The organism is Polynucleobacter sphagniphilus, assembly GCF_001953355.1.
In the GTDB taxonomy this organism is placed as follows: domain Bacteria; phylum Pseudomonadota; class Gammaproteobacteria; order Burkholderiales; family Burkholderiaceae; genus Polynucleobacter; species Polynucleobacter sphagniphilus.
Genome location: NZ_MPIY01000003.1, coordinates 398300 through 412719 on the forward strand (window position 1 = coordinate 398300; position 14420 = coordinate 412719).

Here is a 14420-nt window from a genome sequence, read left to right on the forward strand (position 1 = left end):
AATTTATTTTGGCTGCAAAAGCTCGCGAACAAGTGGCAAGGTTACAGCACGTTTTGTTTCTAGTGAGTACGCATCTAAGGCGTCGATTAAAGCCATTAAATTAGGCATATCTCGATAAAAGCGGTTTAAAAGCCAGGGCAGTACATCGGGCGATAAGACTAAACCCCTTTCTAGGGCCGCCTGTTGTAAAGCAAGTATTTTCTCATCATCATTGAGCAAGGTGGTTTGGAAAATCAAGCCCCATCCCAGACGCGTACGCAGATCTTCTCGGAGTTTAAGGGAGCTGGGGGCTGCATTACCGGCCATAAAGATGTGAATAGCTTTGCTCGCTTGTACTTCATTGAGAATGCGGAATAAGGCGCCAACGCAACGCTCATCTAGGCGATCAACATCATCCACACTAATTACCGAGGGCGTGTCACTCAGTACAAAGCTTGGTAGCTCTTCTTCAAGGCGTATCCAAGAGATGGGCTCATGTGGCCCAAGCGAAAAATGCCTTAAGCCCATTTTTTCAGCGGCATACCCAAGCGCGCTCAGTAGGTGAGTTCGACCCGAGCCTTCTGGGCCCCACCAATAGATCCACCTTTGATTCAAGGCGTTTGATTGCGCTGTGAGGGACTTTCTCTTTTCCCAATTGGCCACAATTTCACGCAAGGTGGACAAAAGGGCGCCATCTTGTCCCGGTAGGAAGTGGTCCAGACTGGCCTGTGGCGGGCTAGTGAGATCAAGGGCAAACTGACGTGGCAGCAAAGTATTGAGCATTACAGCTAAAAATTATTTTTGATACCAGGTGCTTTGGGTATATCGCGCCCAAAAATACTTGATGAGTACCAGGCTGACTGCGCTAATTGGTAAGGCCAATAAGACGCCAAAGAAACCAAATAATTTACCAAACAAGAGAAGGGCAAAAAGTACTGCCACAGGATGAAGGCCAATGCGCTCACCAACTAAACGTGGAGTTAAGAAGAATCCCTCTAAGAATTGACCCAAACTAAACACAATGATTGTGCCCAACACTTGGGTGCTAGGGCCAAATTGCAGAAGTGCTGAAATTAAGGCAAGCGTAACCCCGAGTGTGATGCCTACATAAGGAATGACAACCATTAGCGCGGTAAAGACGCCAATTGCTACAGCGCCTTTGATGCCCACGATGCTTAGGCCAATGCTATAAAACACTGACATGACGGTGATCACAATAATCTCCCCCCTGAGGTATTGGGAGAGCAACCCATCGGTATGCTTGGCTAAATGATGAACCGTATCTTGGGCTCTAGTGGGCACTAATGTTTTGAGGAGTCCGAAAAAATGAGTCCAGTTAATAAGCAGATAAAACATGACAAACAAAATGAGGATGGCGTTAGCAAAACCAGCAATTACAGAGCTGCCAGATACTAAAACCGTCTCAAGGGTGGTCCCCATCAGTGTGTCAGCATTCTCGCTAATGTGCTCGGTAATTCTCTCGGTAAGGGTAGTTTTTAAGTTACCCCAGTCCACATCAATATGAAATTGACTGAGTTTTGGGCCGAGCCAAGTTTGGGTATTTTGGATCCAACCCGGTAATTGTTCTTTAATCAGGGGAATTTCTGTCTTCAGTAGCCCAATAAATAGGCCAAGAACCAAAAAAATGACTCCCAAGCCAATAATCATCGAGAATATGGCAGCAAGAGCTCGGGGCAAGTGGCGCCTCTCAAGCCATAGGCAAACTGGCCTCAAAGCATAAGCCAGGATAAATGCAGCAAGAAAAGGGGTAAAAATTTCAGCCATCTTGTATGAATCCTCTAGAATTCAATGATTCTACCGATCAAGTACCGTTTTTACTAATTCTCTAAATTTGCCATGACATCATCAAACGCATCATCCTCTAAAGGCCTTTCCTACCGCGACGCTGGCGTCGATATCGACGCGGGTGATGATCTGGTTGATCGCATTAAGCCCCTAGCCAAGAAAACCATGCGCGAGGGCGTTCTGGCGGGTATTGGCGGCTTTGGGGCCTTATTTGAGGTTCCTAAGCGCTATAAAGAGCCTGTATTGGTATCCGGAACCGATGGCGTTGGCACTAAGCTGAGATTGGCTTTTGAGTGGAATCGCCATGAAACCATTGGCCAAGATTTAGTGGCCATGAGCGTGAACGATATTTTGGTACAAGGTGCTGAACCACTCTTTTTCTTGGATTACTTTGCCTGCGGTAAATTAACAGTAGATACCGCGGCGACGGTGGTGGCTGGGATTGCCCATGGCTGTGAATTATCTGGCTGCGCTTTGATTGGTGGTGAAACTGCTGAAATGCCCGGCATGTACCCCCCAGGTGAATACGATTTAGCTGGTTTTGCTGTCGGCGCAGTAGAAAAATCCAAAATCATTACCGGTGCAAGCATTGTTCCGGGTGATGTGGTGTTGGCGATCGCCTCTAGCGGCGCACACTCAAATGGTTATTCATTGGTGCGCAAAATTATTGAGCGGGCTGGCGCAAAGCCAAGTGATGATCTAGGCGGTCGTCCTTTGGGTGACGTGGTGATGGCACCTACAGAAATTTATGTGAAGCCCTTGCTTAAATTGATTGCAGAAATTGATGTGAAGGGTATGGCCCACATCACCGGTGGCGGCTTGGTGGACAACGTTCCTCGGGTACTTCCTCAGAATGTCCAAGCGGTATTGCACCGTGATAGCTGGCAGATGCCAGAACTCTTCCGTTGGTTGCAGATGAAGGGTGGGGTTGCTGATGCAGAGATGGTTCGTGTATTTAATTGCGGTATTGGCATGGTGGTGATTGTCTCGCCTGAGCAGGCAGAGCAGGCCATTGCCTCATTAAATGCGCAGGGCCTCAAGGCTTGGACCGTAGGCGATGTGGTTGAGCGTCCTCAGGATGCCCCTCAAACCATTGTTATTTAATCTGATCCCTAATACTTTGTTGGCAGAATAATACTGCTTCCTCTAACTCCGTTGGGTTGAAGGGATCAAATGTATTTCTGCCGCTCATGGCACGCAGCCAGGTGAGTTGCCGCTTACCAAGTTGACGAGTGGCGGCCAAGGCTTTGTAGCGCATTTCTTCCCAGCCAATTTCCTGATCTAGGTAAGACCATACTTGGCGATAGCCTACAGAGCGAATCGCTGGCAAGTCAGGATGAAGCTTGGGATGAGCGTGCAGTTTTTTCACTTCCTCAAGCAAGCCACTGCTCAGCATCTCGTCAAAGCGCTTTTCTAGATTTTGATGTAAGCGGGTGCGATCGCTTGGCTCTAAGGAAACTAGCGTAATCCATTCTGGGATATCTGAACCTGCTCTGCCGTCTTCACTTGGTGAATCCGCCAATAAAGATGACATAGTTTTACCTGTTAGCTCATACACCTCAAGCGCACGCTGAACTCGTTGGGAGTCGTTTGGTTTGAGTCTGGCTGCAGTAAGCGGGTCGATGGCAGCTAGATCTGCATGCATCGCAGGCCAGCCGATTTGCTTGCCACGTTCATCTAAATATGCACGTATCTCTGAATTGGCTGGCGGTAATGCAGAGAGCCCATGAGCCCATGCTCGCCAATAGAGCATCGTCCCGCCAACTACCACGGGGATATGCCCGCGCATACGAATCTCAGTACAGAGCCTCTTGGCATCTGTAGCAAAACGTGCTGCCGAGTAAACCTCGTTTGGTTCAATGATGTCAATTAAATGGTGCATCACCAAGGCTTGCTCAGCTTTGGTGGGTTTAGCACTTCCAATATCAAGACCTCGATAGACAAGGGCCGAGTCCATACTGATTAATTCAATTGTTTGGCCAATTGAACTGGCGTATTGCGCCAGTGACATCGCGAGATGGGTTTTGCCTGCGCCCGTAGGACCCACAATACATAATGTTTTAAGGGGATTAGAAGCATGCTCAGGCTGAATGTTGGGTTCAGTTTGCATACCCCCATTATAGGAACTTAAAACCAATTATCCCAAGCCAAGAGCCTGTTAATATGCTCTTCAAATTCATAAGCGGAGTGCGTGTTGGTTGATACCCTTTTACAAATAAGTGATTTATTGCTGCATATCGATAAGCATTTGGATGTGATCATTGCGCAATACGGCTTCTGGGCTTATGGCCTCTTATTTGCCATTGTCTTTGCTGAAACTGGCCTGGTGGTAGCCCCCTTTTTGCCCGGTGACTCACTGTTGTTCATTGCTGGCGCTTACTGTGCCACTGGGCATTTTGATATTGGCGTCCTCTGTCTTGGTTTATTGCTCGCAGCGGTTGCCGGTAACACAGTAAATTATTTCATTGGACGCTGGATAGGTCATCGCGTGTTCAGTAGTCAATCTGCTTGGATTGATCAAAATGCCCTGCGTAAAACCCATTCGTTTTATGAGAAGCACGGCGGCAAAACAATTATCTTGGCGCGTTTTCTGCCTATTATTCGCACCTTTGCACCTTTTATTGCGGGCGTTTCAGAAATGAACTTTGCGCGTTTTCAGTTATTTAATATTGCGGGCGCAGGTTTGTGGATTGTGGGATTGGTTGCCGCAGGCTATTTCTTTGGAAATATTCCCTTGATACGCCAAAACCTCAATGTCATTGTTCTCATTGGCGTGGGCGCAGCGGCCTTGCCAATTTTATTGGCAGGACTCTACAAGTTATTGAAGTCAAAGAAAAAGGGCTAACAACTACCCTTGAGGTAACGCCTTAGTGCAGCTTGGTTTGGCCCTCAAGCGTAGCGATATGCTCTCTGATTTCGGAGGCATCTTCTGCTCCAGGCGCCTCACTGAGATAGCGTTGCATATCCGCTAAAGCCGGACGAACGTATTCCAATTGTGCAAAGATCAACCCGCGATCACGGATCTCTTCTACTGATTCTGGTAAGAGGATGACTAATCTCTCTTGTATGCCAAGGAGACGCTCCCAGCGCTCATCTTCCGAGTAAATCATTTTGAGGTTACGTAAAAAACGCGAGAGAATTTCTCTTGGACTGGAGGCGCGTAAAAAAAGATTTAAGGGTAGACTCAGTTCACCTCGATAACCTTTGGCATCAAGGTAGGGATCGAGCATTTCTTGCAGTTGATTCTTGGAAAGCGAATCGCCTGTTAATGGGTCCATGATGATTTCACCTTGTTGCAGGGAAATACGCATCATGAAGTGATTCGGAAAAGAAACCCCGCGAATATTTAACCCAATCTGCTGCCCTAATTCCATCATGAGGATAGCTAAGGAGATGGGTATGCCGCGCCGGTTCTCAATAATTTGGTGCAAATATGAATTTTCAGGCGCATAAAAATCATTGGGGTTGGGGCCAAATCCAAGCTCAGTATAGAAGAAGTGTTTGAGGATTTGCAGGCGCTGAATCGGGGTGGTATCCGGGCTAATACGAGTCCGTAGTTTGCTGGCCAACTGATCGATTTGATCGAGCACTCCCTGAACATCTAGGTCGGGATAGGCATGCTGAGCTACTGCTACTGCCGCCTCAGTTAAGGGAAAGTGCTCGTCCTCTGTAACCAGGGATGTGAAGTAGTCAAGCTGTTGTGTTGGCATATGCTCTATTTTGCATGACGCAGAAATTTTTGCCAGCGAATTCCAACTAAACCCAGTGCGGCAAAGTAGACGACTGCTGCTACACCTAACCACAAAGCCAATAAGCTGATGCGCCACCACGGCGTGCTTTGCAAGGCTATCCAGTTATGAAAGTGGGCGGCGTAATAGAGTACCCCTGCAAATGGAATGAGCGCAAAAAATAGTTGACTCAAATACTGCAACCAAGATGCTGAGGGAAGGGCTCCGCGCTTGCTAAGGCCAACCCAAAGAAGGGTGGCATTTAAGCAGGCCCCCAGCCCAATGGATAGTGCAAGGCCAGCATGACCAAACCAGGGTACAAAAACCAGATTGGCTAACTGGGTGGCAACCAGCACGAGCAAGCCAATTTTGACAGGCGTGCGAATATCTTGGCGAGAATAAAAACCAGGCGCTAAGATTTTTACCAAGATCAAGCCAATTAAGCCAACACCATAGGCTGCCAAGGCGCGCTGCGTCATCAAGACATCAAGCGCACTAAATTTGCCGTAGTGATACAGAACTGCCGCCAAGGGTTCGCCAAAAATAAAGAGGGCGAGCGCGCAAGGCGCAGCTAGCAAAAAGGTTAACTGTAATCCCCAAATGAGGAGCTCACCCGCATGCTTGAGGTCATTTTGAGCATTCGCTTTGCTCAGACTAGGCAGGAGCACGGTACCCAGCGCTACTCCTAAAAGGGCGGTGGGAAATTCCATCAGGCGATCAGCATACGAAAGCCACGAGACGCTCCCGGCAGGTAGTCGCGAGGCGATATTGGTATTGATAATCAATGAAATCTGCGCAACTGATACCGCGAAAACGGCTGGCCCCATCAGTCGCATGACCCTTCTTGCCTCAGTATTTTGAGCGGCCGCCTTGATGGCTTTGGGCCACAAAGCTATTCTGGGCAAAAGTTTCAATCGCGCCAGAGCTGGAATCTGGATGCCAAGTTGCAAAAAGCCGCCCAAAAGCACCCCAATGCTCAGGGCATAAATCGGTTGCTCTAGATATGGAGACAACAAAATAGCGCTCCCAATGAGGGCTAAATTGAGTAAAACCGGGGTAAATGCTGGAATGGCGAAGCGCTGAAAGGTATTGAGGATGCCGGCCGACAGCGAAACCATTGAAATTAGCCCAATGTAAGGGAACATGATGCGTGTCATAACAACACTTGCCTCGTATGCTGGACCGCCTTTAAAGCCCGTAGCAATCACTAGAATCAGCAAGGGGGCGCCTACGACACCAATACATACCGTAAGCAGCAAAGCCCAAAATAAGAGCGTAGCAACGGCATTAACGAGGACTTGAGCCTTTTTTTGGTCGCCTTGAGTAGCCATTTCACCCAAAATTGGGACAAAAGCCTGGGAAAAGGCCCCTTCGGCAAATAATCTGCGTAGCAAATTGGGGAGCCTAAAAGCCACATTAAAGGCATCAGTCCACTCGGAAGCCCCAAAACTACGGGCAATTAGGGTCTCCCGCAAGAGGCCTGTAATGCGGGAGAGCATCGTAAGGGAGCTGACTTTGGCGGCAGCGGAAAGCAGATTCATGGGTCGATTTTCTCTTATTTGTCAGGCGGCTGGGCTTTTTTGCCCCTTTAATGTAAAATCTTGGGTTTTGGTGGGTCCGCAAAGAAAGCTGGCAATCCCATACAAGTTTCAGTTAATCGTATTTTGTAATTTTTATATAGCAAGGTTTAAAGATGGCCAATACCGCACAAGCGCGTAAACGCGCACGGCAGGCAGTAAAACAGAACGAGCACAACTCTAGTTTGCGTTCAAAGCTTCGCACCTCCATTAAGGCGGTTCGCAAAGCAATTGAAGCAGGTGATAAAGCTGCTGCCGCTCAAGTTTTCATTGCAACTCAATCAACAATCGACAAGATTGCTGACAAGAAAATTGCACACAAAAATACTGCTGCTCGTCAAAAGGCACGTTTGTCTGCAGCTATTAAGGCAATGGCAGCGTAAGACGTAATTTGTTTTAGGCTGGCAAGCGTCATGCTTGCCTAGGCCCGCTCCTTATCAGAGCGGGTTTTTGTTTTTAAGACTAGGTTTGTGGTTTGGGTTCAAACTCACAAGCTTCTTCGATGGGTAACTCATTGTCTTTGGCAAAGTTCATAACGAAGTCGAGCGCTCTTGGATCAAGATCGCCCAGTCTGGTATCAATGACAACGCATTTCACTTTAGCAATAACAACTGGTCTGGCATAAGGCGAGTAAGTGAAGCGGGGGTCGCCAGCATCGCCTGGCGGGCGAAATGTAGCCATCACTCCGCATAGACGTTCAGCCCAATCGCTGGGCCGAAATGGCTTGCCAGAAGTTGTAATGCCTTGAATGAAAAGCTTTTTGTGGTTCAAGTTGGCGTCAGGATCGTAGTAGAAATAAGTAGCAATAAGCCTCTAAGCTTAACAGCCTCGAATGAGCTTAAGATGACTTTAGGAACTATTTTCGTGCAGTTGAATGCCCAAAGAAAAAAATGCAAGCTAAAACTTTAGTAGAAAGCTCAACAATGACATCTCTGGCAAAACCCCAAGCGCCCGGTCAGGTCAGGCATTACTTGCAATTTTCTGACCTTTCTCGAGAAGAGTATGACTATTTGCTCGAGCGTTCTGCTTGGCTCAAGGCTAAATTTAAGAGCTATGAGACTTGGCATCCATTGCATGACCGCACCTTGGCAATGATTTTTGAAAAGCATTCCACTCGTACACGTTTATCTTTTGAGGCGGGTATTCATCAATTGGGTGGACATGCTGTCTACCTGAATACTCGCGATACTCAATTGGGCCGCGGTGAGCCAGTAGAAGATGCCGCCCAGGTGATCTCTCGGATGACTGACATCATCATGATTCGCACCTTTGGGCAAGAGATCATTGAGCGTTTTGCTGCTAATTCACGCGTACCCGTCATTAATGGTTTAACCAATGAATATCACCCATGTCAGGTTTTGGCTGATATTTTTACTTTTGTCGAGGCACGCGGCCCAATACAGGGTAAAACAGTTGCTTGGGTGGGTGATGCCAACAATATGGCGTACACCTGGATTCAGGCGGCCGAATGTTTGAATTTCCAAATTCGTTTTTCTGCCCCCAAGGGTTATCAACTAGATAGCTCGCGCCTCACTGGAGCAGCCTTAAATCACCTCACAGTATGTTCAGACCCTAGGGATGCCTGCAAGGATGCTGATTTGGTAACAACAGATGTTTGGACCAGTATGGGTTACGAGGATGAAAATGCGTCGCGTATGAGCGCATTTAAGGAGTGGATGGTTTCACCCGAGTTAATGGCGTTAGCAAAACCGGACGCTCTGTTTATGCACTGCCTCCCTGCACATCGTGGCGAAGAGGTGGCGGCCGATGTCATTGATGGTCCACAAAGTATTGTGTGGGAAGAAGCAGAAAATCGCTTGCATGTGCAAAAAGCCCTCATGGAATATTTGCTCTGCGGTCGCTTGGATTGAATATATTTAGTTTTTCGAGTTAATTTTTTATTGAATAGAAATCATGTCAGATATTAAAAAAGCAGTGTTGGCGTATTCCGGTGGTCTTGATACCAGCGTTATTTTGAAGTGGCTACAAGATACCTACCAATGTGAGATCGTGACTTTTACGGCTGACTTGGGTCAGGGTGAAGAGCTGGAGCCTGCGCGTGCAAAGGCATTGCAATTTGGTATCAAGCCAGAAAATATTTTTATTGATGACCTGCGTGAAGAGTTTGTACGTGACTTTGTATTCCCTATGTTCCGTGCCAACACCATCTACGAGGGCGAGTATTTGTTGGGTACATCTATTGCGCGCCCTTTGATTGCTAAACGCCAAATAGAAATTGCCCGCTTAACCGGTGCTGATGCGGTGTCACATGGTGCAACGGGCAAGGGAAATGATCAGGTTCGTTTTGAGCTTGGTTACTACGCTCTTGAGCCAGGAATCAAAGTGATTGCGCCATGGCGTGAATGGGATCTGCTATCACGCGAAAAATTAATGGCCTACGCTGAAAAGCATGGTATTCCAGTCGAGATGAAGCATAAGCAAGGTGGCTCACCCTATTCCATGGATGCCAACCTCTTGCACATTAGCTATGAAGGCCGTCATTTGGAAAACCCCAATGCCGAGGCTGAAGAATCAATGTGGCGTTGGACTGTTTCACCTGAAAGGGCCCCGGATGCTGCTCAAATTATTGAAATTGAATTCCGTGCAGGAGATCCAGTAGCGATTGATGGTAAGACTTATAAGCCACATGAGTTATTAGCTGAGTTAAATCGCCTTGGCGGAATGCATGGCATCGGTCGTTTAGATTTAGTCGAAAACCGTTTTGTCGGCATGAAGAGTCGTGGATGCTATGAAACCCCTGGTGGAACTATCTTGCTTAAAGCGCACCGCGGTATCGAGAGCATCACCCTTGATCGTGAAGTGGCTCACTTAAAAGATGATTTGATGCCTCGCTACGCTAGCCTGATTTATAACGGCTTATGGTGGGCTCCAGAGCGTATTGCCTTGCAAACCTTAATTGACCACACCCAGCAAATGGTAAATGGCGTGGTGCGTTTGAAACTCTATAAGGGCTCGGTCTCAGTCATTTCGCGCGATTCAGCAAATACATTGTTCGATCAAACAATTGCTACTTTTGACGATGATGGTGGCGCTTATAACCAAGCCGATGCTGGTGGCTTCATCAAGCTCAATGCTTTGCGTATGCGCATTGCTGAGACTGCTAAGCGCAAGCGCGCTAAATAATTTTTTAACGATGTTGATTTGAAAGAATAAAGATGCAATTTGATCAAGTATCAGTAGGTAAAAAAGCGAATGTATTTTTTGATGGTAAATGCGTCTCACATACCGTCACCTTGCCAAATGGTGTGCGTAAGTCTGTTGGTGTTGTGCTTCCAAGCACTTTACGTTTTGACTTAAGCACTAAAGAAATTATGGAAGTGGTGGATGGCAATGCTTTTGTGAGCATTAATGGTGCTCCTGAACAGGAGTTCAAGGCAGGTCAGAGCTGGGAAGTGGAAAAGGGCGGATATTTTATTATTCGCGCCGAGTCACCAGTTCACTACGTTTGCCACTTTGAGTAAAGCTGAGTTGTTGCTCGCCACTGTATCGCTGGCGCAAACAAAATGCAGACCAAGGTCTGCATTTTTTTATGACTTCTTTGCTTATTTCTTCGGTAAGCCTGTCACTGTCATTCCTGGAATGATCACGCGCTCTGCAAACCATTGCTTGTTCATCTCTAGAGCGTAACGAATGGGGGCTGTTGGGCAGTGGTTATTGGTGGTGTCAGCTTGCATTTCTTCAATATTCACAATCTTGCCGTCATCTGCAATAAATGCAATCGATAGGGGGATCTTGGTGTTTTTCATCCAAAAGCAATTTCCTGCTTTCTGTTCAAAAACAAATAGCATTCCTGAGTTAGTGGGCATGCTCGTGCGATTCATCAGCCCAACTTCTCTTGCTTGAGGGGTATCCGCTAACTCTGCTTGAATACGATAAATTCCTGTTTTCAGTTCAATAGTCGGCAGGCCAGTGTTCACTTGCGCGATGGTGCTGATGGAGATCAGGAAGGAAGCGGCGCCCGCTAAGGTCAGGAGGATGGGTTTGATATTCAGAAGGTGCATGATGCTCTCTAGCAAATAGGGTGTGCGTGCATTCTAAGGGAGAAGAAAATATAGGCGAAAAAAACCCAGGAACAAGTCCTGGGTTTTAGTAATGATCTAAGAGCGATTAAGCTGCTTGGATATTGGTAGCTTGTTTGCCTTTAGGACCTTGGGTAATGTCAAACGTTACCTTTTGGTTTTCCTTGAGGGTTTTAAACCCAGGCATTGTAATTGCGCTGAAATGCGCAAACAACTCTTCTTCACCATCATCAGGTTTGATAAAACCAAAACCTTTTGCATCATTGAACCACTTAACAATTCCGGTCGCCATGCGAACTCCATTACATAAACTTAAAACAACCGTGATGAGGGTGAATACTTTTTAATCAGTCTCGCTCTACAACACGCCTAAATAGGACTTTAAATAAAGCCTATACCCTGATTGTTTGCCCTTTATGGTGAGGTGTCAAGGGGTTATATGCATATAGTTGGGGTGAAGTACCCCTTTTTTTATGAAAAAATGCCCCAATATGGGGTAAGTGGGCTTTATTAATGGTTTTTTCACAACAGGACCCCTGTAAATTTAAGTTTATGTATCTGTGTTTAGAATGTTTCTCATGAGTCGCACAACGAAAAATCCCACGGTTGGTAGTCCCAACAACCCCTACATCGAAGACACCGTCCTTCTCGAAAAGCAGGCCGAGAAAGTAAAGGAGCCTTCGATGTATAAAGTTTTACTATTGAATGACGATTACACCCCAATGGAGTTTGTGGTGATGGTCATTCAGGAGTATTTTAGGAAGGATCATGAAACGGCAACTCGGATCATGCTCCAGGTTCATTTGGTAGGCAAAGGCGTTTGTGGAATTTTTACCCGCGATGTGGCTGCCACCAAAGTGCATCAGGTTTTAGAGCTCTCCCGCGAAGCGGGCCACCCACTACAGTGCACGATGGAGGAAGCATGATTGCCCAAGAATTAGAAGTGAGTTTGCATATGGCGTTTGTTGACGCTCGGGCTGCTCGACATGAGTTCATTACGGTCGAGCACTTATTGGCCTCTCTATTGGATAACGCAACAGCGGTTGAGGTTCTCAAAGCTTGCGCAGTTAATATTGCGGAGCTGCGTGCGCAACTCAAAAATTTTATTAATGACAATACTCCGGTAGTGCCTGGTAACGAAGAGGTCGATACTCAGCCAACTCTAGGCTTTCAGCGGGTCATTCAGCGCGCCATTATGCACGTGCAGTCAACCTCTAGTGGCAAGAAAGAAGTCACTGGCGCAAATGTGTTGGTGGCTATTTTTGGCGAGAAAGACTCCCATGCGGTGTATTTCTTGCAGCAACAGGGTGTTACCCGCTTAGATGTAGTGAACTTTATTAGTCATGGCGTTCGTAAGGATCAGGCTGAACATGTGAAACCTGTAGATCCTGCACAAGAGACAGAAGAATCTGCCTCAGGTGGAAAAGAAAGTCCGCTAGAGCAGTTCACGCAAAATCTTAATGCTATGGCGCGCCAAGGCAAGATTGACCCCTTAATTGGTCGTGACAGCGAAGTGGAGCGTGTCATTCAGGTCTTGTGCCGTCGTCGCAAAAATAATCCTTTGTTGGTTGGTGAGGCTGGCGTTGGAAAAACAGCGATTGCCGAAGGCCTGGCCTGGAGAATTGTGAAGGGGGATGTCCCTGATATCTTGGCTGATGCTACCGTCTACTCCTTAGATATGGGCGCACTTTTAGCTGGCACTAAATATCGTGGTGATTTTGAACAGCGTCTTAAAAGCGTTCTCAAATCCCTTAAAGACAGCCCACATGGCGTTCTCTTTATTGATGAGATCCATACCTTGATTGGGGCTGGTGCTGCATCTGGGGGTACTCTCGATGCAAGCAATTTGCTCAAACCCGCTCTATCAAATGGGCAGCTCAAGTGTATCGGCGCAACCACCTTTACTGAGTATCGTGGCATCTTTGAAAAAGATGCAGCATTATCTCGCCGCTTCCAGAAGGTGGATGTTGTTGAGCCTACTGTAGATCAAACCGTCCAGATTCTGCGTGGACTCAAGTCCCGTTTTGAAGAACATCATAGTGTGAAATACGCTGCTGCGGCTTTAGTAGCTGCCGCTGAACTTTCTTCACGCTACATTAATGACCGTCATTTGCCAGATAAGGCAATCGATGTGATTGATGAGGCTGGCGCTGCGCAGCGTATCTTGCCAAAGTCTAAGCAGAAGAAAACGATTGGTCGCCCCGAGATTGAAGAAATTGTGGCAAAGATTGCGCGCATCCCCCCACAGTCAGTCACGGTGGATGACCGTAGCAAATTACAGACCTTAGATCGTGATATCAAGAGTGTCGTCTTCGGTCAGGACCCAGCAATTGAGGCGCTAGCAAGTGCCATCAAAATGACGCGTGCGGGCCTTGGGAAGATTGATCGCCCGATCGGTTCATTCTTGTTTTCGGGCCCTACGGGCGTTGGTAAAACTGAAGTTGCCAAACAGCTTGCCTACATTCTTGGCATTGAGTTGTTGCGTTTTGATATGTCTGAGTACATGGAGCGCCATGCCGTTAGCCGTTTAATTGGCGCGCCTCCGGGCTATGTTGGTTTTGACCAAGGCGGCTTATTAACTGAGGCAGTGAATAAGAAGCCGCATTGCGTACTCTTGCTTGATGAGATTGAGAAAGCCCACCCAGATATTTTCAATATCTTGCTGCAAGTAATGGATCACGGTACTTTGACAGATAACAATGGCCGTAAAACTGACTTCCGCAATGTCATCATCATCATGACTACGAATGCTGGTGCAGAGGCAATGCAGAAATCAACCATCGGCTTTACTAATGCTCGTGAGTCTGGTGATGAGATGGCTGATATTAAAAAGTATTTCACGCCAGAATTCCGCAATCGCTTGGATGCTATCGTCTCCTTCAAGGCGCTTGATGAAACCATCATCATGCGGGTTGTGGATAAATTCTTAATGCAGTTAGAGGAGCAATTGCATGAGAAGAAGGTGGATGCCACTTTTAGCCCTGCATTACGCGCCCACCTTGCTAAGCATGGTTTCGATCCTTTAATGGGGGCTCGGCCAATGCAGCGGATTATTCAAGATACCGTTCGCAAGGCTTTGGCAGATGAACTACTCTTTGGTAAGTTAGCACAGGGTGGTGCGGTAGCGGTTGATATTGATGCTGACGGTAAGGTGTTACTGGATTTTCAGGCACCTGCATTGCCGCGCAAGCTACCCAAGGCTGATGTGGCTCCGGCCGAAGAAATCTGATCCAAATTCAGAAACTAGTTTTTGTATGCAAACAAGACCACCTTCGGGTGGTTTTTGTTTA

At 47.2% G+C, this 14420-nt stretch carries 16 protein-coding genes; 8 read left to right on the plus strand and 8 right to left on the minus strand.

Annotation, left to right across the window (positions count from 1 at the left end; all coding sequences use genetic code 11):
- Positions 1-3: 3 nt before the first annotated feature.
- On the minus strand, positions 4-762 hold the full coding sequence (hda, locus tag BOQ04_RS05640) for a DnaA regulatory inactivator Hda (RefSeq protein ID WP_083657522.1): 759 nt from the start codon (positions 760-762) through the stop codon (positions 4-6).
- Between the two features lie 12 nt (positions 763-774).
- Positions 775-1764, minus strand: a complete 990-nt coding sequence (locus tag BOQ04_RS05645; protein WP_076023772.1) for an AI-2E family transporter — start codon at positions 1762-1764, stop codon at positions 775-777.
- A gap of 72 nt (positions 1765-1836) precedes the next feature.
- Here BOQ04_RS05645 and purM point away from each other — a divergent pair, with 72 nt between their 5' ends.
- The gene (purM, locus tag BOQ04_RS05650; RefSeq protein ID WP_076023773.1) at positions 1837-2889 is read left to right on the plus strand and encodes a phosphoribosylformylglycinamidine cyclo-ligase; all 1053 of its coding nucleotides are present in this window, start codon (positions 1837-1839) and stop codon (positions 2887-2889) included.
- Here the strand turns inward: purM and miaA are convergent.
- Positions 2882-3895, minus strand: coding sequence for a tRNA (adenosine(37)-N6)-dimethylallyltransferase MiaA (miaA, locus tag BOQ04_RS05655; protein WP_076023774.1), 1014 nt, complete (start codon positions 3893-3895; stop codon positions 2882-2884). The genes purM and miaA overlap by 8 nt on opposite strands.
- A gap of 84 nt (positions 3896-3979) precedes the next feature.
- Between miaA and BOQ04_RS05660 the strand changes: the two genes are divergently transcribed.
- Positions 3980-4630 carry a VTT domain-containing protein gene (locus BOQ04_RS05660; protein WP_076023861.1) on the plus strand — a complete coding sequence of 217 codons (651 nt, stop codon included), beginning with the start codon at positions 3980-3982 and terminating at the stop codon, positions 4628-4630.
- Between the two features lie 22 nt (positions 4631-4652).
- Here the strand turns inward: BOQ04_RS05660 and BOQ04_RS05665 are convergent, their stop codons facing one another.
- The gene (locus BOQ04_RS05665) at positions 4653-5495 is read right to left on the minus strand and encodes a SirB1 family protein (RefSeq protein ID WP_076023775.1); all 843 of its coding nucleotides are present in this window, start codon (positions 5493-5495) and stop codon (positions 4653-4655) included.
- Between the two features lie 5 nt (positions 5496-5500).
- A complete protein-coding gene (murJ, locus tag BOQ04_RS05670; RefSeq protein WP_076023776.1) occupies positions 5501-7054 on the minus strand; it encodes a murein biosynthesis integral membrane protein MurJ in 1554 nt (517 codons plus the stop codon).
- A gap of 152 nt (positions 7055-7206) precedes the next feature.
- Between murJ and rpsT the strand changes: the two genes are divergently transcribed.
- Positions 7207-7473, plus strand: coding sequence for a 30S ribosomal protein S20 (gene rpsT, locus BOQ04_RS05675; protein ID WP_076023777.1), 267 nt, complete (start codon positions 7207-7209; stop codon positions 7471-7473).
- A 79-nt stretch (positions 7474-7552) separates the two neighbouring features.
- Here the strand turns inward: rpsT and BOQ04_RS05680 are convergent, their stop codons facing one another.
- Entirely contained in the window at positions 7553-7861 is a 309-nt protein-coding gene (locus tag BOQ04_RS05680) for a DUF3579 domain-containing protein (RefSeq protein WP_076023778.1), read from the minus strand.
- A gap of 152 nt (positions 7862-8013) precedes the next feature.
- Between BOQ04_RS05680 and argF the strand changes: the two genes are divergently transcribed.
- From argF to ppnP, 3 genes are read left to right on the plus strand one after another with little or no spacing between them, the layout of a single operon-like run.
- Positions 8014-8961 carry an ornithine carbamoyltransferase gene (gene argF / locus BOQ04_RS05685; protein WP_198929286.1) on the plus strand — a complete coding sequence of 316 codons (948 nt, stop codon included), beginning with the start codon at positions 8014-8016 and terminating at the stop codon, positions 8959-8961.
- A gap of 43 nt (positions 8962-9004) precedes the next feature.
- Positions 9005-10234 (plus strand): argininosuccinate synthase, encoded by a 1230-nt coding sequence (locus tag BOQ04_RS05690; protein WP_076023780.1) that lies wholly within the window; start codon positions 9005-9007, stop codon positions 10232-10234.
- Positions 10235-10266: 32 nt separating this feature from the next.
- A complete protein-coding gene (ppnP, locus tag BOQ04_RS05695) occupies positions 10267-10572 on the plus strand; it encodes a pyrimidine/purine nucleoside phosphorylase (protein ID WP_076023781.1) in 306 nt (101 codons plus the stop codon).
- An 81-nt stretch (positions 10573-10653) separates the two neighbouring features.
- Here ppnP and BOQ04_RS05700 read toward each other — a convergent pair whose 3' ends face one another.
- Both BOQ04_RS05700 and BOQ04_RS05705 read right to left on the minus strand, forming a co-directional pair.
- Entirely contained in the window at positions 10654-11112 is a 459-nt protein-coding gene (locus BOQ04_RS05700; protein WP_076023782.1) for a DUF192 domain-containing protein, read from the minus strand.
- 106 nt (positions 11113-11218) lie between these two features.
- Positions 11219-11422 carry a cold-shock protein gene (locus BOQ04_RS05705; RefSeq protein WP_011903586.1) on the minus strand — a complete coding sequence of 68 codons (204 nt, stop codon included), beginning with the start codon at positions 11420-11422 and terminating at the stop codon, positions 11219-11221.
- Between the two features lie 277 nt (positions 11423-11699).
- On the opposite strand from BOQ04_RS05705, the gene clpS reads away from it, so the two are divergent.
- Positions 11700-12056, plus strand: a complete 357-nt coding sequence (gene clpS, locus BOQ04_RS05710) for an ATP-dependent Clp protease adapter ClpS (RefSeq protein WP_076023862.1) — start codon at positions 11700-11702, stop codon at positions 12054-12056.
- A complete protein-coding gene (clpA, locus tag BOQ04_RS05715; protein WP_076023783.1) occupies positions 12053-14359 on the plus strand; it encodes an ATP-dependent Clp protease ATP-binding subunit ClpA in 2307 nt (768 codons plus the stop codon). The genes clpS and clpA overlap by 4 nt, the downstream gene beginning before the upstream one ends.
- The last annotated feature ends 61 nt before the right edge of the window (positions 14360-14420 follow it).